Genomic DNA, 19,347 nt, shown 5'->3' with positions numbered 1-19,347 from the left:
CGAAGCGATGCACGCGTAGACTTCGTTCCAGGCAATTTCCGGATCGCTCGAACCTCGGCATGAATCGTATGGGAGACTCGATGACAACCAGCAACGGCGCGCTCATATTCGTGGGCAGCCTGAATCGCGCGGTGCCGCATTTCGAAACCGCCAACGGCAGCGGCATCACGACGCTGCGGCTCGACGAAACCACCGGCAAGCTCAGCCCGCTGGCCACGCTCGGCGGCATGGACAATCCCACCTATCTGGCGCCCCTGCGCGCGCGCGGCGTGCTGTATGCGACGAGCGAAGTCTTCGGCGACGCGGAGGGATCGATCGGCGCCTGGCGTTTCGACGCGCAAACGGGCACGCTCGCGCCGCTGGGCGAGCGGCATGCCACGCGCGGCAGCCTCAGTGTGTTCTGCACGACCGATCGTGCGGGCCGGCACGCGTTCGTCGCAAACTACGCGCATGAAGCGCGCGACGAAACGCCGGGGTTTCATGTGGCGAGCTTTCCGTTGCACGACGACGGCACGCTCCTGCCCGCCCGCAACGCCTACCGGCACGACGGCCACGGTCCGCACGCCGACCGGCAAAGCGTGCCGCACGCGCATTGCATCGCGCCCTCGCCCGATAATCGCTTCGCGCTCGTGACGGATCTCGGCGCCGACACCGTGAGCGTCTATCGCATCGACACGCAAGGCGGCCTGCTCCCGCCGCTGCGCGAGCCGTTGCGCCTGCCTGCGGGCAGCGGGCCGCGTCATCTCGCGTTTCATCCGTCGCTGCCCTGCGTCTATGTCGTCAACGAGTTGAACAACACCTTGAGTCGGCTCGCTTACGCGCGTGAAAACGGCGGCGTCGCGCTCGAACAAACCATCGCGGCGCTGCCGGATGGGCTCGCCGGCAGCCACGCCGCCGATCTCGCCGTGTCGAACGACGGCCGCTTTCTGTACGTCTCGTTTCGCGGCGCGGACTGCATCGGCGTCTATGCCCTGGCCGACGACGGCGCGCTCGCCCAGCGGCGCGGCATTCATCCGAGCGGTGGCCGAACGCCGCGCAGCTTCACGCTTTCGCCGTCGAACCGCTTTCTGCTGGTGGCGAATCAGGATAGCGATCAGCTCGCCGTGTGGCGCATCGATGCACGGAGCGGCGCGCTGCTCGATCTGGCCGACGAAGCGCGCGTCGGTACGCCGATGTGCGTGAAGGCGCTCGCCTAGGGCCGAGGCTCCGGATGGAGCCACCGGCATCAAGCCGCGCGGGCCGGCCTCGCGCTGCTGCCGCTCGCACGCGGCTCGCGAATCCAGATGAACGCGCACAGCGCGCCGAGGATCGCCACGCCGCCCGCGAGCACGAAAGCGGCACCGTAAGCGCCATGCGTCGCTTCGACGATGAAGCCCGTCACCGCAGGGCCGATCACGCCGGCGAGATTGGCGAGCAGATGCACGAAGCCGCCCACGCCGCCCACGTTTTCGCGGCGCACGGTGTCCTGAATCACGGCCCAGTACACGGAGCCGGTGACATAGAGAAAGAACGTGGTGACCGACATGAGGGCGACCGCGCTTTGCGTGTCCGCCACGCGTCCCGCCAGCGCCACGCAAAGCGCGGCCACGCCCAGGCACACCGACAGCACGATGCGCCGCGACAGCAGCGGATTGCCGGTCCAACGCAGGATCGCGTCCGTGACGAAGCCGCCGCAGGCCAGGCCGATGGAGCCGAGCAGCCACGGCACCACCGTCGCGAGGCTCATGTTGCGCAACGACATGTGATGCGCCTCGGTCAGATACGTCGGGAACCAGGAGAGAAAGAAGAACAGCACGTAGTTGTAGGCGAAAAACGCGAACGCGGTCGCCAGAATGAGCGGCTGGCGCAGGTAATGCCCGAGTCCCGCCGGGCGCCCTTGCGCGTCGTGCGTCATCGACACGTCCGCCTGCTGGCCTTCGACGATGAGCGCCAGTTCGGCCTGGCTCACGCGCGGGTTGCCTTGCGGCATTTCCGTGGTCGTGAGCGACCACAGCACGAGCCAGGCCAGCCCGATCACCATGATGATGACGAATGCGGGGCGCCAGCCGAACCGGATCGCAAGAAAGCCGACGATCGGCCCCGCAAGCGCGCCGCCCAGCGGCGTGCCCGAACTGATCACGCCAATCGCGCTCGCCACTTCGCGGCGCGGAAACCAGTTGTTGACCATCTTGCTGTTCGACGAGCTGAACGGCCCTTCGCCCATGCCGAACAGCACGCGCAACACGATCAGCGAGGCGAAGCTGCTCGCGAGCGCCGTCGCGCCGCAAAAAAGCGACCATACGCCCATTGCGCCGCCGAACACCTTTTTCGCGCCGATGCGGTCCGCCAGCACGCCGCCGACGAAATTGAACATCGCATAGCCGATGAAGAAGCTGCTGAACACGACGCCCATCTCCGCATGCGTGAAATGAAGGTCTTTCTGGATGAGCGGCGCGGTGATGGAAAGCGCCGCGCGGTCCAGATAATTGGCGACGCCCGCCAGAAACAGCAGGCCGACGACGAACCATCGCTGGCTTCTGATCATCATGTGTCTCCTGACTCATTTTCCGGCGGCGCGTTGCGCGCGTGATCCGCTTGTTGTCGTGAGGCGGCCGCCGGTTCCAACCCGGGATTTCGTGGAGCGTTCAGTCGAACTTCAAATGCACTTTCATCGACTGATTGCGGTCGTGCGCGACCTCGAAGGCCTCGTTCGCTTGCGCAAGCGGAAACACGTGCGTCATCAGCGGGCGCAGGTCGATGCGTTGCGAAGCGATCTGTTCGGCCGCGAACGCGTATTCGTCGACGAAACGGAACGAGCCTTGATAACGCAGCTCCTTGGCCATGACGAGATTCGCGGCCACCGGCGACTGGCCGGCCGGCAGGTTGCCGAGCTGGATCACCGTGCCGCCGGCGCGCGCCGCGCGCAACGCCGTGTCGAGACCCGCGGGGCTGCCCGACGCCTCGATCACCACGTCGAAGGTGCCGCGCTCGCGCGACCACGCGTCGATCCGGGCCGAATCGCCCGCCAGCACGGTTTCGTCGGCGCCGAGCGAAGCGGCCGTCTTCAGTGCCTTCGGTGCGAGGTCGAGCGCGACGATGCGGTGCGCACCCGCGCTGCGTGCGGCGGCGAGCACGATGCAACCGATCGGGCCGCAGCCCACCAGCAGCATCGTCGCGCCGACGAGCGAGCCGGCCTGGCGCAGCGCGTGCAGCGCGACCGCCAGCGGCTCGGCCATCGACGCCTGGGCGAAATCGAGCGAATCGGGCACGGGCACGCACTGGCGCGCCGAAGCCGTGATGTACTGGCGGAACATGCCCTGCATGTGCGGAAACGTGGAAGCGCTGCCCATGAAGCGCATGTTCAGGCAGTGGTTCGGCATGCCCTTCACGCAGAAGCGGCACGTGCCGCAGTTCAGGCCCGGATTCACCGCCACGCGCTGCCCCACGCGCAGGCCCGTCACGCCCTCGCCCAGCGCCGCCACTTCGCCCGCCACTTCATGACCGAGCACGAACGGCTCCCGCACGGCGAAGTCGCCGCTCTTGCCCTTGAAGTAGTACGAAAGGTCCGAACCGCAGATGCCGCCCGCGCGCACGCGGATCTGCACCTGGCCCGCCAGGGGCTGGGGCGCGTCGAGTTCGTCGATATGAAGTTGTCTGGCTTCGTGGAGAACGGCTGCGAGCATGTCGAATCCTTGATCGTTCGCGGAGGGCGTATAGGGTGTCTTGCGGGGTGTCGTGCGGGGTGTCGTGCGGCGTGGTTGCGGAGCGTGCGCGGGAGGCGCTCACCAGTTCCAGAGCGTGCCGTCCTCGAGGCGCGCCACCGGCAGATAGGCGGGTTCGTACGGATATTTCGCGGCGAGCGCTTCGTCGATGTCGACACCGTGGCCCGGCGCTTCGCCCGGATGCATCATGCCGTTCGCGAACGACCATGCATGCGGGAACACTTCAAGCGCTTCTTTCGGAAAACCCATGTATTCCTGCACGCCGAAGTTCGGCACCCAGAGACCGAAATGCAACGCCGCGCCCATGCAGACCGGCGAGAGATCGGACGGGCCGTGGCAACCCGTGCGCACCTGATAGAGCGAAGCGAAGTCGGCGATGCGCTTCAGATGCGTGATGCCGCCCGCGTGCGTGAGCGTCGCGCGAATGTAATCGATGAGTTGCTCCTCGATGAGCGTCTTGCAGTCCCAGATGCTGTTGAAGACCTCGCCCACCGCGATCGGCGTGACCGTGTGCTGGCGAATCAGCCGGAAGCCTTCCTGATTCTCGGCGGGCGTGGGGTCCTCCATCCAGAAGAGGCGGTACGCCTCGACGGATTTGCCGAGCCGCGCGGCTTCGATCGGCGTGAGACGGTGATGCACGTCGTGCAGAAGATGCGTGTCGAAGCCGAACTTGTCGCGCACCGCTTCGAACAGCTTCGGCACGAAATCCAGATACTTTTCCGAGGACCAGCTCTGCTCCTCCGCCGCGCCCTTGGTCGCGGGTTCGTACATGCCGTTGCCCTTTGCGACGCCATATACCGAGCGCATGTTCGGCACGCCGCACTGAATGCGGATGGCCTTGTAGCCCTGTTCGACATGCTCCTCGTAACGGTCGAGCGCCTCGGGAATATCGCGGCCCGTCGCGTGACCGTAGACCATCACGCCTTCGCGCGACGCCCCGCCCAGCAGCTTGTAGAGCGGCTGATGCGTGACCTTGCCGAGAATGTCCCAGAGCGCCATGTCCACCGCCGCGATCGCGGTCATCGTCACCGGGCCGCGCCGCCAGTAAGCGCCCTTGTAGAGAAACTGCCAGGTGTCTTCGATGCGGCTCGCGTCGCGCCCGATCAGCAGCGGACACACGTGGTCGCGCAAATACGCGGCGACGGCCAGTTCGCGACCATTTAGCGTGGCATCACCAATGCCATGCACGCCCTCGTCCGTCACCACTTTCAAAGTGACGAAGTTTCTGCCCGGGCATGTGACGATGACGTCAGCGCGAATGATCTTCATAGGGATTTCCTTAAATGGGCAACGATTTCAGAACATACTACCATACCAGTATGTCACATCAAGTTACGGGTTTTCCCTCGCCGACCACGCGACACCTTTTCCGCCCCTCCATGACGCCACCTCTCACGCTTTCGCGCGACACCCTGCGCGCCTCGTCCGGTCACGTGCTTTCAGCCGAATGGCGCACGCCCGCCATCGGCATAGTTCATCTCGGCATCGGCAATTTTCATCGCGCGCACCAGGCGCTTTACACGGAAGAAGCCATGCTCGCGCACGGCGGCGACTGGGGCATTTGCGGCGTCACGCTTAAAGGCGACGTAGCCAAGCGCGACGCGCTGATGGCGCAGGACGGCCTGTACAGCATCGTCGAACATGGCCCCGGCGGTGTGCGCGTGACAGTCGCGCGCGCGCTGCGCGAAGTGCTGGCGATGCCATTCGATCGCGCACGACTGTTCGAACTGCTCGCCGATGCGCGCGTGCGCATCGTCTCGCTGAGCGTCACCGAAAAAGGCTATTGCCGCGACGCGCGAAGCGGCGACGTGGACCTGACGCGTTCCGAGGTGGCGCACGACCTCGCGCGTCCCGGCGAACCCGTCAGCGTGCCGGGCATTCTTGCCGCGGCGCTGAAGGCGCGACGCGCCAGCGGCACGGCGCCGTTCACGGTGCTTTCCTGCGATAACCTCGCGCACAATGGCGCGGCCCTGCGGCAAGTGGTGGTGTCGTTCGCCACGCGGCTCGATGCGGGCCTCGGCGCCTGGATCGGGGAACAGGTGTCGTTTCCGTCGACCATGGTGGATCGCATCGTTCCCGCCACGACGGATGCGGATCGCGCCGCCGCGCTCGCCGCACTGGGCGTTCGCGACAACGTGCCGGTGCCGTGCGAGCCGTTTCGCCAATGGGTGGTCGAGGACGCCTTTCCTGCGGGCCGTCCTGCGTGGGACGCGGTGGGGGCACAACTGGTCGACGACGTCACGCCGTTCGAGATCGCCAAGCTGCGCATGCTCAACGCCACGCACTCGGCGCTGGCCTATCTTTCGATGCTGGCAGGCTTCGAAACGATCAGCGAAGCGGTGAATCACGCGCCGCTGCGCGCGCTCATTTACCAGATGATGACGCAGGAGATCGCGCCGACGCTCAACGTCCCCTCGTCGTTCGACCTGCTGGCGTATCGCGACGCCCTGCTCGAACGTTATGCGAATCCGGCGCTAAAACATCGTTGCGCCCAGATTGCGATGGACGGCAGCCAGAAGATCCCGCCGCGCATTCTGGCGACCATTGCGGCACGGCTGGATTCGGGTCGGCCTTTCGAGCGGCTCGCCCTTGCCGTTGCCGCATGGTTCGTGTTTCTCGAAGGAAAGTCGGACCGCGGCGAGCGCCACGAGATCAGCGACCCGCTTGCCGAGCGGCTCGTGCGAACCGCTACTGGCGCGCGCGACGACCGGCAGCTCGTCGACGCCATGCTGCAAATCACGGACGTGTTCCCGGCGCCGCTTGCGCAGACGCAGGCATTGCGCACGGCGCTGCTGCGCGCCGTTCAGGCCTTGCGGGGCGGAACCCGAAGGGCTATCGAGCGCTACGCCTGAAGCGGGGTTGCGCCTTATGCCGGTCGAATACTTCCGGCAGCGATCTTCGGACGGCACGCGCGCGGCAGGCTCTGCCGGGCAGAGCCACTCTGCCGCTTGCCCATCGGCTGCCTTTTGGAACCTCGAATTCCTGAACGCGCGTTCGTATTGCGCACAGACCGTCCTGAAAGCACCCTGCTCGTCTTGCGGAAAGTCGGTCGAGACCCATTCGTCGTGATGGTTCCCGGCGTCCCGTGCGTGCCCGGGCCGTTGTATCCACGCTAACAATCCGTGCGAAACCTATGATATATGTAAAGCGACGCGAATAATTATCCCCGCGAGGGAGGTGCCATGGCGTACGGCAACGAGATACCGGTGAATGAAGAGGATCGACTCACCGCGCTTGCTGAATACGGCGTCGGGGACGTCCTGAACGAACCCGCATTCGACCGTCTGATACAGCTCACGGCCGGCGTGTTCAACGTGCCGGTCGTGCTCGTTTCCCTTGTGGAAGCCGAACGGCAACTCTTCGCTGCCGGCAAGGGACTGGAAGTCTGCGAGACGGCCCGCGACATTTCGTTTTGCGCGCATGCCATGCTCCGCGAAGACGTCACCGTCATTCCGGATGCAAGGCAAGACCCCCGGTTCAGCCATAACCCGCTTGTCACAGGAGAGCCCTTCATCCGGTTCTATGCGGGCGCACCCCTACGGTCCGCCACGGGCATGCCTCTTGGAACGCTCTGCCTCATCGACCGGATTCCCCGCGACACATTCAGCGATCAAGATCGCCAGAACCTCAAGGATCTGGCCGCCCTGGTGCTGGACCGGCTCGAGTTGCGGCGTCTCGAACTGGCGCGCCAGGCCAGCCAGATCCGTTTCGAGAATATCGCAGCGACCTCGCCCGACGCCATTATCTGCGTGGACGACGAGGGGCGGGTGACATTCTGGAACGCCGCTGCCGTCCGCCTTCTCGGCTATCAGCCGGGGCAAATCCTGGGCCGCAGCATCGACCTGATTGCGCCCGAACAATTCTCGCTGCGGCTGAAGCAGCTCGCCGCCGAGGACGACTCCCTGACAAACGGACGTACCCTGGAGATGACGGTTCACCGCGCGGACGGGAGCGCCGTGCCGGTGGAATTGTCCGGTTCAATGTGGCGCGATCATGGCCACCCTAGTTTTGGCGCGATCCTGCGCGACATTACGGAGCGAAGACGCAACGAGGAGCGGCTTTTCCGGCTGGCGCACATCGATCCCCTCACCGACCTGCCCAATCGCACCATGCTGCGAATGCGCGTGGAGCAGACGCTGGCAGAGGAAAAGGTCGCGGGCATGATGATGGTCGATCTGGATGGCTTCAAGGACGTCAACGACAGTCTTGGCCATTCCGGCGGCGATGCGGTCCTGGCCGCGGTCGCGACGCGCTTGCGGGCCTGCGTGCGGACCGGCGATACGGTGGCACGCATGGGAGGAGATGAGTTCGCCCTGCTGTTGCCGGGCCTCAAAGATCCCCGGGCCGCTTCGGAGATCGCGGGCAACGTTATCGCCTCGGTGTCCGCGCTGCTGACGGTCGAAGGACAATCTATCAACGTTGGCGCGAGTGTCGGAATTGCCCTGTTTCCCGAGCACGGCGCAACGGTTCGCGAACTGACCGGAAATGCCGATCTTGCGCTCTATCAGGCCAAGGCAGAAGGCCGCGGCTGTTACCGCATGTTCAGTTCGCCGCTGCGCGAAGCGGCCGCGTCAAGACGGGCGTTTCAGGGCGAACTTACCCGGGCGTTTCGCGAGGGTGAGTTTGTTCTGTACTACCAACCGCAAGTGGCGCTTGCTGACGGAGCGCTCGTGGGCGTGGAAGCGCTCCTGCGCTGGCAACATCCTGAAAAAGGATTGCTGACTCCGGGCGTCTTCCTGCCCGCGCTGGAAGCGGGACTGCTCGCACCTCAGCTGGGCGAGTGGATCCTGCGTACCGCCTGCCGCCAGACCGTGGCCTTGGGCCAGCACTTCGGCGTTCCGCTGCGGGTCAGTGTCAACCTTTTCGGTGCGCAGTTCCGCACGGGCAACCTGGCGCAGACGGTTCGCGATGCCATGGAAGAGTCCGGAATCGAGGCGTCCTGCCTGGAACTCGAAATAACGGAAAATATCATTCTGCGCCACGACGACCAGATGATCGCGCCCCTGCGCGAGCTTCGCTCCCTGGGCGTTGGCATCGCATTCGACGACTACGGCACAGGCTACGCCTCGCTCAGCATGCTCAAGCGGTATCCGCTTACGCGCCTGAAGATCGACCAGAGCTTCGTACGGGCCATGCTCGACTCACCGCCTGATGCGGCGATCATTCGCGCCATCCTGCACCTTGGCCACAGCTTCGGACTCGACGTCATTGCCGAAGGGGTGGAAACCTGGGATCAGGCCGAGCGGCTGCGAAAAAAAGGCTGCCAGATTGTTCAGGGTTACCTGTACAGCCCGGCGTTGCCCGTGGACGAACTGATACAGCTCGTACATAAAGAGGGAGAGCGAATCTTCATCGTTCCGGCGCGCCGCGCTGCGGGCACGCCGGCCGTGTGAGCGCCGCCCCGATTCTTCGCGCACATATCATCTCGAAGCGGAGCATGGCATGTCCGGCCATTCGTCGATACGCAGGCATGGCCGGTCAAGCCAGTGGAGAGCCGAACGACAATCATCGCGCAACTTCCGCCTCATGCGTCGCCCCCCTTGCTTCTGTCGTGCCGGCATGCGCGAACGCCCGGCATGGCCTCCAGCCGCACGCATATTGCCGAGAATTCGGCTGCCGTCACGCGCGACAGCGCGATCTGAACGTCGTCGAGATCGGGGTCGTCCTCGGATTGCTGGACGATGAACTGCTTGACGCGCACGCTACCGGTGCCAAGCGTTCGGTGAAGCGTATCGAGCGAGACGCTGCCCCGCTCGACAAGCAGTTGTACGCTGCGTTGCTGACGTACCGAAATAAACCGGCGCTCCAGAGGCTTCATCCCCGCGAGGATGACCAGAATGATGACCGTGGCGCCGATAGCCGCGGTGTACATGCCGCCGCCGACCGCGAGGCCAATTCCCGCGACAGACCAAAGGCTGGCGGCCGTCGTCAGCCCGCGCACCACTTCGCCGCGGAGCAGAATCGAACCTGCGCCGAGAAATCCGATACCTGACACGACCTGCGCGGCAACCCGCGAAGGGTCAAGCACGACATTCCTCTCGCCGAGAACATCCGCAAAACCGAACGCCGAAACCAGCATCATCAGCGACGCTCCCACGCAGACGAGCATGTGGGTTCGAAGGCCCGCCGCCCAGTTCAGCCGCTCACGCTCAAATCCAATCACGCTGCCAAGCAACGCAGCAATCAACAGCCGGGACAGCAACTCGATATTTCCGATCATCTTCTCACTCCCCAAGGCGACCCGCCGAGAACCACGGATCTCAATCGACAGTGAGATTGTGACATTTTTGTGACTTTTGCGAGCCGTCGGGAGACAACGGAAATGCCGTGGCCGGTTCACCTAGCGCCGACGCGGCAACGATATGAGCGCCAACGATCGCCGGACCTCCCGCTTCCCCGACCTCGCCCGACGCTCGTATCGCATCTCCGTTATCGCCGTGTCGGAACACCTGCCTGATGTTCGAGGCCCTGCCGTTCGAGGCTAGAGCGGCGCGGCGCGCTTCCACACCAAGGGAAAATGCGACGACTCGAAAGGCTCGCCGTCGGCCGGCGCATCGTCCGGCAACGGCGGCGACATCTTCCCGCTGCGCCGCTGCACGCGCGCGTCGTCTCCCAGCCAGCGCGTGGACAGCACGCGCCGCGGCTGCGCGCCATGGTTCGCGGGCGCGCCATGCAGCGTAAGCCCATGAAAAACCACGATGTCGCCCGGCTCCATGTCCCAGCTCACGATGCGGTACGCCGACCGGTCCGCGTTGATGTCGGGCAGCACCGACCATCGCGGATCGTCTTCCGCGCGAAGGGCACCGTCCACGAAACGTTGCGGCCGATACCACTTGCGCGCGGCGTGCGAGCCCGCCACGCATTCCAGCGCCGTATCGCGCGCCACGGGGTCGATCGGCATCCACATCGTGCAGAACTGCCAGCCGTCCACCGGGCTGTAAGGCTGGTCCTGATGCCAGGGCGTGGCCTTGGAGGCACCGCCATGTTTGACCAGCACATGATCGTGAAGAAAACATATTTGCGAAGCGCGCAGCAGATGCCCGGCAATTTCCCGTGCGGGCGAGGACCGCACGAATGATTCGAACTCCGAAATTCTTTGCCAGTTGTTCGCGTCCTGAAAGAAGCGTCTTGTCTCGCCGTCCGCGTAACTGTGATGCACGCCGGGTTCCAGCAGGTTTTTTTCGATGCCTTTCGTCACCCGTTCAATCCATTCGGGCGGAATGACCCCGCGCAAACATACGACGCCGTCGGCGGCAAAAGTGTCGATATCGGCCTGTTTCAGCAACATCATGGTCTCCTGGCCCGCAGTCGTGCTGGCAACGGCTGCCGGTCGTCGTCAAGCAACACACTGGAATTGCACGGGAATCCGCCGCGTGGCGCCAGCACTCTCGTTTTCCACGCACCGTACTGCCCGCCGCGCCTTCACGCCACGCGCGTCATTCGCACGGATGACTCGAACTGCACAGCGCCACGCCCGTTTCCAACCCCCACTTCTTCGAGATCGCCTGCATGGTGCCGTCGGCGTTCAACTGGTCGATCGCGGCGGCGACCGCGTTTTTCAGTTCGACGTTGTTTTTCATGATGGCCATCGACCACGTTTTGGGTGGAACAGGCACGCCGCCCACTTCGAGCCGGCCGTGACCTTGCTGATTGAAGTAGTTGATCACTACCGTGTCGGCCACCAGCGCATCGACGCGGCCAAGCATGAGTTCCTGAAATGCCGCGACGTAGGAATTCATCAAGACGATGTCGATAGGCGCGCGTCCCTCGCTCACCAGTTGATCGCTGATCTGCTTCACGACTTTGGCGTTGCGGCTGCCAAGGAGTGCGGAAACGCGATGCCCGGACAAGTCTTCGAAATGAGTCATGTGGTACGGATTACCCTGGCGAACGAGCAGACCGGAAGCAACGCTCCAGTAGTCCACCAGCGCGTAACGCTGCGCGCGTTCGGGCGTTTTGCCGAGGCTCGCCATGATGAGATCGCACTTGCCCGTGTCGAGCGCCGCGAAGATGCCCGAGAACTGGTAATTGTCGATCTCCGGCTTGAGGCGCAGTTTCTTTGCGACGGCATACACGATGTCGAGCGCGGCGCCCTTGGGCGTCTTGCCGTCGTCGGCCACACCTTCGGCCGGAGGATTCGACAGGTCGGAGCAAACGGTCAGCACGCCCTTCTGGACGAGCGTCGCGGGAGTCGCGATATCCTGGGCGGCATGCGCGGCCGTCACGCCGGTCATCCCCCAGACACCCAGCACCATCGTCACGGCAATGCCGATTTTTCTAAAATTGATCACTATCGTCCTCAATCGTGTTGCGTCTCAAGATCCCGACATCCGCGGCGCGAATGCAGGCGAAGAAAGCATGCGGCCGACGCCGGACGCATCGTCCCGGCATCGTCGTCTCAGCAGCAAACCGGCATGACGTTGCACACGCTCACATGCACGGCTTGTCGTCGCGGCAAAGCGAAACCAGCCCGTACATCCCCCACTTTTTCGCGGACGCCTCCACATAACCGGCGTCGTAGAGCGCGAAATACGCCTTGCGCACCGCGTCCTCCGTCTGCGTATCGTCCTTGCGCATGACGATGCCGATGGTGAGCGGATCGACCGGCAGACCGCCCACTTCGAAGCGGTTCTTGTCGAGATTCATGAAGTAGCCGATAGACATGGCGTCGCCCACGAACGCGTCGACGCGGCCCATCTCCAACTGACGAAACACCACCGTGTTCTGCGGATACGACTGGATTTCCACCGGTTTCTTTCCTTCGGCCACGTCCTTGTTGCTGGCAGCCTTGACGAGCCGTTCGGTGGTGCTGGAAACCAGCACGGCGGCGCGGTGCCCCGAGAGGTCCTCGAAGTTCTTCAAACCCAGCGGATTCCCCTTCGGCACCATCAGGCCCAGCCGGATCGTCATGTAATCGACGAAGTCATAGCGCGCGAGGCGTGCCGGGCTTTTCGAATTCGTCGACATGACGGCGTCGCATTTGCCCGAATCGAGCGCCGCGAAAATATCGGCAAACGGGTAGTTCACGACTTCCGTCTTGATGCCCATGACCGGACCGATCGCCGACATGATTTCCACGTTGAAGCCCTTCGGCGTGACGCCGTCTTCGTCGAGAAAACCGCCGGGCGGGTCGCCGAGATCGGTACACATCACGATCTTGCCCGCCGCCGCGAGCCGCGCCGGCGGCGTGACGCCTTTCGCCGGTATCGCCGGAAGCTTGATCTGATACGACGTGCCGGGCGCGACTTCCGCGGCGCTCGACGCGGCTGCGAAATTCGCCGCGGCCGCGATCATCAAGCTAAGGACTACTGCATAAGTACGAATATCCATGGCCTCTCCCAATCAGCCTGTGTTTGAGTCCGCTGCGCATTCCCGCAGAGGAAGTTCGCTCGCCGGACGCCGTGTTGTTACAAGGACAAGAATATGTTTATCAAAAACTATGTACAATTATTTTTATGTTATTGAACAATAATTTTTCCGGCGACGAAACCCGGGCCGTGCGAGCGGCCGGTCACGGCAACCCGGCCGTCCCGAGGGAACGGAAATGAGCAGGAGGAGCCGCTAGACGGCCGGGCGCGATCAGCCCGAAACCGCGCGCCGGTCTGGCGGCGCGGCGGGCAATGCAAGCGGCGGCGAACGCCGGTTACGGGCGAACTTCGGCGTCGCCCCCGATCAGCAGAGAGGAAAAGCGCGGGGCGCGTGACATCTCGCGAAGCGCCGCAACATGCGCGTTGGCATCGACCCGACTCAGCACGCCGGATTTCGCCATGCCGTCTTTCAGCTTGGCGCCGATGTCGTCCCACTCGACGGGATCGTCCGGCGATCCGCGCGCGGCATCGCGGCGCAGCGCGAACCGCCTGCCGTCGGCAAGACGCACCTCGACGCGGCCTTCCTTCTCGCCCGGACCCGCGACCGCCACGTGGAGCTTGTGCATGAGCGTGGTCACATCGGGGCGTTCAAGCGCCTCGGCTTCGAAGTCGTCGAGCCGCACCGCCCCGCGCGCGAGCGCCGCCGCCACTACGTAATGCAGGCTGAACTTGGCCTCGACGGCAGTGCGCGGCGCGGGAAAGCGCAGATAATGCGTGCATTCTTCGCGCACGGTGCAATGCACCGATTCGATCGCCGACAGCGCGAACGCGTGCCGCCCGCGAAGCGCGAGAGCGGCGTCGATGCACAGATGCGTACAGCTACAGCACGGATAAAGCTTGATGGCGAAACCCGGTGCCACCAGGTCCCACGGCTCGCCCAGCGCGCCCCACTCGATGCGCGAGACCGCGCGGTCCGTCAGCGCATCGAGAAAGCCGCCCTCCGTTTCCAGAATATCGGCGCCCGCGGTGAATCCCTGCTGCGCGAGCGCCGCGCTCAGATAACCGGCTTGCGCGGCGCGGCCGCAGTGCAGCGCCTTGGTCATGGTCCCCGTATTGCCGAGCAGGCCGCCCGCGAAAGAACACGCAATGGCGAGCGCCCGCTCGGTCTGCGCGCGGCTCAGGCCGCGCAGATTGGCGGCCGCCGCGGCCGCGCCCAGCGCGCCGAGCGTTGACATCGTGTGCCAGCCGCGCCGCGTATGGCTCTCGCCCACGGCCAGGCCCAGCTTGCAGGCGACTTCGACGCCCACCGCGTAGGCGCGCACCACGTCGGCACCGCTCGCATCGGTCAGGCACGCAGTGGGAATCAATGCGCTGACGACGGGCGCGCTCGGGTGCCCGTTCATCGAATATTCGCTCGTGTCGTCGAAGTCATCCGCGTGCGCGCACAGGCCGGCGAGCAACGCGGCCAGCGCGGGATCGCGCCATCGTCCGAGGCCGGGCACCACAACGGGTGCGGCGGCTTCGGGCGCCACGCTCACGCGCCGCATCAAACGCACGGCCTGCGAAGCCGTTCCGGCGTACAGGCAGGCCAGCGTGTCCGCGATATGCCGTTGCGCCCGCTCGATCACCGCCGCCGGCAACGTGCGGGCATCCGAGACAAAGCCGGCAAGACGCGCAGCGGAGGTCACGCTCACGCCACGCGTTGCAGGAACGACGCCGTGCGCTGATTGCGCGAGCGCGAAAACACGTCGTCGGGCGGCCCTTCCTCGATGATCGCGCCTTTGTCCATGACGATCACCCGATCCGCCACCTCGCGCGCGAAACCCATCTCGTGCGTGACGACGACCATCGTCATGCCGTTGCGCGCGAGTTCTTTCATGACCGCCAGCACTTCGCCCACCATTTCCGGGTCGAGCGCGCTGGTCGGCTCGTCGAACAGCACGATCTCGGGTTTCATGGCGAGCACGCGCGCAATGGCCACGCGCTGCTGCTGACCACCCGACAGTTGCGCCGGATAGTGGTCGCGCTTGTCGGCGAGCCCCACGCGTTTGAGCAAAGCCAGCGCATGCGCGGTCGCTTCCTCGCGCGACTGCCCGAGAACGTGCATGGGCGCATCAATGATGTTCTGCAACGCGGTCAAATGCGGAAACAGATTGAAGCGCTGGAACACCATCCCGACACGGCGGCGCGTCACGGTCTTTTCCTTTTCGCTGAGCGCGACGCGCTTGTGGCCCGACATCTTGTGACTGACGAGCGCGCCGTTGACGAAAATCTCGCCCGCCTCGACGGTTTCGAGGTGGTTGATGCAGCGGATGAGCGTCGTCTTGCCGGAACCGGAAGGCCCGATTATCACGACGGTTTCGTTTTGTCCCACCGTCAGCGACACGTCTTCGAATACCTTCGACGCGCCAAAGGACTTGCTCACATTGCGCAGTTCGACAGCGGGCGCGGCGTGGCGATCGGCCATATCAGTTCTCCAGTTGTACGAGCGTCGCGGCCCCGCGGCGGGCTTTTCGCGTCGCGGCGCGGGAATCCCACGCCAGTCGCTTCTCGACCCAGCGTTGCAGCAACATCCACGCTCCGCTCAGCAGCAGGTAGTAGACGGAGATGGCGGCATAAGCCTCGAAGGTTTTGAAATTGGCCGAACGCAGGCTGTCGGCCGTATGCACCAGTTCCGGCACGGCGATCACGCTGAGAAACGCCGTGGTCTTGAACATCAGATTGCACTGGTTGCCCAATGCGGGCAGCACCGTGCGCAGCGCTTGCGGCAGGATCACGCGCCGCATCGCGAGCGCGCGGGTCATGCCGAGCGCGAGCGCGGCTTCGCGCTGCCCCGGATCGACCGAGCGAATGCCGGCGCGCGTGATCTCGCTCACATAAGCGGCCTCGTGCAGACTGAACGCCAGAATGCCCGCGAGAATGCTGCCGCTGATGGAGAAAAGCGGCGTGTCCACCTGCGAGGGAAACAGGTCGATGCCGAATAGCGAGGGCAAACCGAAATAGATCAGAAAGAGCTGCACCAGTACCGGCGTGCCGCGAAAGAACCACACATAGAACCCGTTCATGCCCTTGAGCACGCCCACGCGGCTCAGGCCGAGCAGCGCGAGAAAGAACCCCGTCACCATGCCCACCGCCATCGACGCGAACGTAATCGACACCGTGAGCCAGACGGCGTACAGCAACGGCGGCGGCGGCGCGAACACGAGTTCAAGAAAGTAATGCGTATCGAAATTCACCGGCAATCTCCCACGCCGGCTTTCGCGCACTTCGGCGAAAGCGGCAGCACCATCACGACCATCCTGCGAACGCCGCGCGCCCGCATCGCGTCACCCCAGCGTAAAACCCTTCGAATAGCGCCGCTCCAATCCCTGCTGGACGAAGCTCCACGCGCTCGTCAACGCCAGGTAATAAACGGAGATGGCGAGATAGACCTCGAGCGTCTTGTAGTTCACGGCCTGCACCGCGTCGGCGATAAAGAGCATCTCCGGCACGGCGATCAGATACAGCAACGAGGTCGCCTTGAACATGCTGTTGATCTGGTTGCCGAGCGGCGGCAACATGGTGCGCACAGCTTGCGGCAGAATCACCCGCCGCATGACGAGCGACGGCGACATGCCCAGCGCGCGCGCCGCATCCCATTGGCCGTGTTCGACCGCGCCCAGCGCGCCGCGCGCGATTTCGCTGATATACGCGGCTTCGTGCAGCGCGAACGACGCGACACCGGCGACGATCGCGCCCGCCACCGGTATCACGCCGAACAGCTCGACGCTTTGCGGAAAGAGATTCACCCGCGTCAGGTACGGCAAACCGAAGTAGATGAGGATCACCTGCACCAGCAGCGGCGTGCCGCGAAACACGAAAATGTAGGCCTGGTTGGCCCAACGCAGCGGGCGATAACGCGACATCCCGAGGAGGCACAGCAGGAAGCCCAGCACGACGCCCAGCGCCATCGACACGAACGTCGTCAGCACGGTCGTCAGCAGCCCCCGGAGCAGCGCGAGCGGCGGATGAAAGACGAATGCCAGGAAATAGCCGACGTCAAAGTGCATTTCGAAAATCCGGAAATCCGATTACATGACAGGACGTGGAAACCGCAACTCGCGCCAACCGCCGGCGCTCACCGCCGCCGTTCGCTTACCGCCGCATGCGCATGCCGTTTCACGAGCACGGCGCGCTGTCGCGGCACAGCGTGACGAGCCCGTCCATGCCCCACTGTTTCGCCGCGCGCTGCACGTAGCCGCTGTCGTACAGCGCGAAATAGGCCTTGCGCACCGCCGCCTCGAGCTGCGGATCGTCCTTGCGCATCACGATGCCGATGGTGAGCGGCTCGACCGGCAGCCCGCCTACCTGAAAACGGTTCGGCATCAGATGGATGAAGTAGCCGATGGTCATCGCGTCGCCGACGAAGGCATCCACGCGGCCCAACTGCAATTGACGGAACACCGTTGTGTTTTGCGGATACGACTGGATGTCGATCGGCTTCCTGCCCGCCGCCACGGCCTTCGCGCTCGCGTCCTTCAGGAGCCGCTCGGTCGTGCTGGAAACCAGCACGGCGGCGCGACGGCCGGACAGGTCGCCGAACGTCTTCAGGCCCAGCGGGTTGCCCTTGGGCGTCATGAGACCGAGCCGCATCGTCATGTACGAGACGAAGTTGTAGCGGGCGGCGCGCGCCGGACTCCGGGAATTGTTCGACATCACGGCGTCGCATTTGCCGGAATCGAGCGCGGCGAAAATGTCGGCGAAGGGGTAGTTGACCACCTCGCTTTTCACGCCCATGACCGGGCCGATGGCCGACATGACGTCCACGTTGAAGCCCTTCGGCGTCACGCCGTCCTCGGCGAGAAAGCCGCCCGGAGGATCGCCCAGTTCCGTACACAGCACGATCCTGCCCGCGGCGGCCACCTTCGGCGGCGCCTCCACGCTCTTGCCGGGCATGGCGAGCGGGCTGACGTCGTAGGCCGCCCCAGCGGCCGGCTGCTGCGCGCCGGCGCAAAGCGTGCTCATGCCGGCGGCCAGCGCGCAGCATAGGCCAACCACTGCGGTGCGAGGACGAACTCTCATGCGATCTCCTTTTTTACTGCTCACAATACGCGAGCGCCTTGCTTGGCAACGTGCGACATGCAACGAGCGGGGCCGGACGATGGCGGCGGCCGTGCGCGGCTAGACTTCGGCTCGTGGAACGCCTGCGACATCTGAGTCCAGCATATGTTTATCAAAAAAAATGAACAATATTTTTTTTGTTATTGAACATTATCGGCGCGCACGGCTTCCAGTGCAATGGCGACCAGGGTTTCCAGCAGGGGCTGAACCTCCGCGGCCCGTGTTTCGCGATAGCTGTACGGCGCCTGCTCGTCCATGTAGGTGCGCTGCGCGAGTTCGAGCTGCACCGCATGGACGCCCTGCTCCGGCCGGCCGTAGCACCGCGTGATGTAGCCGCCGCGAAAACGCCCGTTCGACACGGCCGAATACCTGCCGTGCCGCTGCACCGCCTCCGCCAGCGTTTCGCCAAGCCCGGCCAGCGCGCTTGCACCGCCCGCCGTGCCGAAGTTGAAGTCGGGCAGCGTGCCGGCGAACAGACGCGGCACGCGCGACCGGATCGAGTGGGCGTCCCATAGCAGCACCTTGCCGTGCTCGCGCCTTAACGCGTCGAGTTCGCCCGCGAGCGCCCGGTGATACGGCGCCCAGTAGGCGTCGCGCCGGCGCGCGATCTCCGCCTCGGCCGGAACCTGCCCGTCACGGTAGAGCGGCGCCTTGTCGAAGGTATCGACGGGCAGCAGCCCCGTCGTGTCCTGGCCCGGATAGAGGTTAGCGCCGTCGGGCGGCCGGTTCAGGTCGATCACGTAGCGCGCGTACGCAGGCGTGATGATCGACGCGCCCAGCCGTCTGGCGAAGGCATAGAGCCGGTCGAGATGCCAGTCGCAGTCGTCGGTGCGCAACGCCGTCTCCGTCATCGTCGCGGCGATGTCGCCAGGGATGCGGGTTCCAAGATGCGGAATCGACAGCAATAACGGAATCGTTCCGCGATGGAGCGAAAACACCGTGTCGTTGAGTTCGGGCATGTCCTGTTCCTCGCAGGTGGCGGGCAGCAAATGGCAAGCGGCGGGCGGTAAGCGGTAAGCGGCGGTCGGCGGCAAGCGCGCAAGACCGCACGGGCCGCGATCTACAGACGCTGAAGCGCTTGGATGGCGGCGCGATAGCCACGCCACGCGTCAACCTCGCGACGATGCACGCGCTCGCGCACCACGCGCACCGTGCCGTGCGGCTTCAGCAGCGCGCGCGTGCGACGCGCTTGGGCGCGCGAAGCCGCGTCGACGTCGGCGTATTCATCGAGCACCATG

The 19,347-nt window shown here is 64.7% G+C and carries 16 protein-coding genes; 3 read left to right on the top strand and 13 right to left on the bottom strand.

Translation table 11 applies throughout. The features are described from left to right. The first annotated feature begins 80 nt into the window (after window positions 1–80). Window positions 81–1,196 carry a lactonase family protein gene (locus tag U5805_RS27825; protein ID WP_322106729.1) on the top strand — a complete coding sequence of 372 codons (1,116 nt, stop codon included), beginning with the start codon at window positions 81–83 and terminating at the stop codon, window positions 1,194–1,196. 29 nt (window positions 1,197–1,225) lie between these two features. Here U5805_RS27825 and U5805_RS27820 read toward each other — a convergent pair whose 3' ends face one another. The 3 genes from U5805_RS27820 to manD all read right to left on the bottom strand — a co-directional run bounded on the left by U5805_RS27820 (window position 1,226) and on the right by manD (window position 4,970). Continuing rightward, complete coding sequence (locus U5805_RS27820) at window positions 1,226–2,524, bottom strand: MFS transporter (RefSeq protein ID WP_322106750.1); 1,299 nt, start codon at window positions 2,522–2,524, stop codon at window positions 1,226–1,228. A gap of 100 nt (window positions 2,525–2,624) precedes the next feature. Beyond that, a complete protein-coding gene (locus tag U5805_RS27815; protein ID WP_322106728.1) occupies window positions 2,625–3,662 on the bottom strand; it encodes an L-idonate 5-dehydrogenase in 1,038 nt (345 codons plus the stop codon). Window positions 3,663–3,761: 99 nt separating this feature from the next. Beyond that, window positions 3,762–4,970, bottom strand: a complete 1,209-nt coding sequence (gene manD / locus U5805_RS27810; protein ID WP_322106727.1) for a D-mannonate dehydratase ManD — start codon at window positions 4,968–4,970, stop codon at window positions 3,762–3,764. A 110-nt stretch (window positions 4,971–5,080) separates the two neighbouring features. Between manD and U5805_RS27805 the strand changes: the two genes are divergently transcribed. Next, window positions 5,081–6,553, top strand: a complete 1,473-nt coding sequence (locus U5805_RS27805) for a mannitol dehydrogenase family protein (protein ID WP_322106726.1) — start codon at window positions 5,081–5,083, stop codon at window positions 6,551–6,553. 330 nt (window positions 6,554–6,883) lie between these two features. Beyond that, window positions 6,884–9,094 (top strand): putative bifunctional diguanylate cyclase/phosphodiesterase, encoded by a 2,211-nt coding sequence (locus U5805_RS27800; protein WP_322106725.1) that lies wholly within the window; start codon window positions 6,884–6,886, stop codon window positions 9,092–9,094. 131 nt (window positions 9,095–9,225) lie between these two features. Here U5805_RS27800 and U5805_RS27795 read toward each other — a convergent pair whose 3' ends face one another. From U5805_RS27795 to hutG, 10 genes are all read right to left on the bottom strand, one after another. Then, entirely contained in the window at window positions 9,226–9,921 is a 696-nt protein-coding gene (locus U5805_RS27795; protein WP_322106724.1) for an MgtC/SapB family protein, read from the bottom strand. A gap of 261 nt (window positions 9,922–10,182) precedes the next feature. After that, complete coding sequence (locus tag U5805_RS27790; protein ID WP_322106723.1) at window positions 10,183–10,992, bottom strand: phytanoyl-CoA dioxygenase family protein; 810 nt, start codon at window positions 10,990–10,992, stop codon at window positions 10,183–10,185. A 145-nt stretch (window positions 10,993–11,137) separates the two neighbouring features. After that, a complete protein-coding gene (locus U5805_RS27785; protein WP_322106722.1) occupies window positions 11,138–11,992 on the bottom strand; it encodes an ABC transporter substrate-binding protein in 855 nt (284 codons plus the stop codon). Between the two features lie 139 nt (window positions 11,993–12,131). After that, complete coding sequence (locus U5805_RS27780; protein WP_322106721.1) at window positions 12,132–13,031, bottom strand: ABC transporter substrate-binding protein; 900 nt, start codon at window positions 13,029–13,031, stop codon at window positions 12,132–12,134. A gap of 313 nt (window positions 13,032–13,344) precedes the next feature. Then, a complete protein-coding gene (locus tag U5805_RS27775; protein ID WP_322106720.1) occupies window positions 13,345–14,703 on the bottom strand; it encodes an MmgE/PrpD family protein in 1,359 nt (452 codons plus the stop codon). Then, window positions 14,700–15,476: an amino acid ABC transporter ATP-binding protein gene (locus U5805_RS27770; protein ID WP_322106719.1), complete on the bottom strand. Its 777-nt coding sequence runs from the start codon at window positions 15,474–15,476 to the stop codon at window positions 14,700–14,702. The genes U5805_RS27775 and U5805_RS27770 overlap by 4 nt, the downstream gene beginning before the upstream one ends. Window position 15,477: 1 nt before the next feature. After that, a complete protein-coding gene (locus tag U5805_RS27765; protein WP_322106718.1) occupies window positions 15,478–16,245 on the bottom strand; it encodes an amino acid ABC transporter permease in 768 nt (255 codons plus the stop codon). Window positions 16,246–16,335: 90 nt separating this feature from the next. Continuing rightward, window positions 16,336–17,058 carry an amino acid ABC transporter permease gene (locus tag U5805_RS27760; RefSeq protein ID WP_322106717.1) on the bottom strand — a complete coding sequence of 241 codons (723 nt, stop codon included), beginning with the start codon at window positions 17,056–17,058 and terminating at the stop codon, window positions 16,336–16,338. A 109-nt stretch (window positions 17,059–17,167) separates the two neighbouring features. Continuing rightward, window positions 17,168–18,070: an ABC transporter substrate-binding protein gene (locus U5805_RS27755; RefSeq protein ID WP_322106716.1), complete on the bottom strand. Its 903-nt coding sequence runs from the start codon at window positions 18,068–18,070 to the stop codon at window positions 17,168–17,170. A 179-nt stretch (window positions 18,071–18,249) separates the two neighbouring features. Continuing rightward, window positions 18,250–19,068: an N-formylglutamate deformylase gene (hutG, locus tag U5805_RS27750; protein WP_322106715.1), complete on the bottom strand. Its 819-nt coding sequence runs from the start codon at window positions 19,066–19,068 to the stop codon at window positions 18,250–18,252. Window positions 19,069–19,347: the final 279 nt, after the last annotated feature.

The organism is Paraburkholderia sp. J41, from assembly GCF_905220235.1.
GTDB lineage: Bacteria > Pseudomonadota > Gammaproteobacteria > Burkholderiales > Burkholderiaceae > Paraburkholderia.
Note: the sequence above shows the minus strand (reverse complement) of the source record. Positions and strands in the feature narration are given on the sequence as shown.

Coding starts and splice junctions, on each gene's coding strand:
- U5805_RS27795 (WP_322106724.1), bottom strand. CDS start 9,921: ATGATCGGAAATATCGAGTTGCTGTCCCGGCTGTTGATTGCTGCGTTG.
- U5805_RS27770 (WP_322106719.1), bottom strand. CDS start 15,476: ATGGCCGATCGCCACGCCGCGCCCGCTGTCGAACTGCGCAATGTGAGC.
- U5805_RS27755 (WP_322106716.1), bottom strand. CDS start 18,070: ATGAGAGTTCGTCCTCGCACCGCAGTGGTTGGCCTATGCTGCGCGCTG.
- U5805_RS27805 (WP_322106726.1), top strand. CDS start 5,081: ATGACGCCACCTCTCACGCTTTCGCGCGACACCCTGCGCGCCTCGTCC.
- U5805_RS27780 (WP_322106721.1), bottom strand. CDS start 13,031: ATGGATATTCGTACTTATGCAGTAGTCCTTAGCTTGATGATCGCGGCC.
- U5805_RS27790 (WP_322106723.1), bottom strand. CDS start 10,992: ATGATGTTGCTGAAACAGGCCGATATCGACACTTTTGCCGCCGACGGC.
- hutG (WP_322106715.1), bottom strand. CDS start 19,068: ATGCCCGAACTCAACGACACGGTGTTTTCGCTCCATCGCGGAACGATT.
- U5805_RS27820 (WP_322106750.1), bottom strand. CDS start 2,524: ATGATCAGAAGCCAGCGATGGTTCGTCGTCGGCCTGCTGTTTCTGGCG.
- U5805_RS27760 (WP_322106717.1), bottom strand. CDS start 17,058: ATGCACTTTGACGTCGGCTATTTCCTGGCATTCGTCTTTCATCCGCCG.
- manD (WP_322106727.1), bottom strand. CDS start 4,970: ATGAAGATCATTCGCGCTGACGTCATCGTCACATGCCCGGGCAGAAAC.
- U5805_RS27800 (WP_322106725.1), top strand. CDS start 6,884: ATGGCGTACGGCAACGAGATACCGGTGAATGAAGAGGATCGACTCACC.
- U5805_RS27825 (WP_322106729.1), top strand. CDS start 81: ATGACAACCAGCAACGGCGCGCTCATATTCGTGGGCAGCCTGAATCGC.
- U5805_RS27815 (WP_322106728.1), bottom strand. CDS start 3,662: ATGCTCGCAGCCGTTCTCCACGAAGCCAGACAACTTCATATCGACGAA.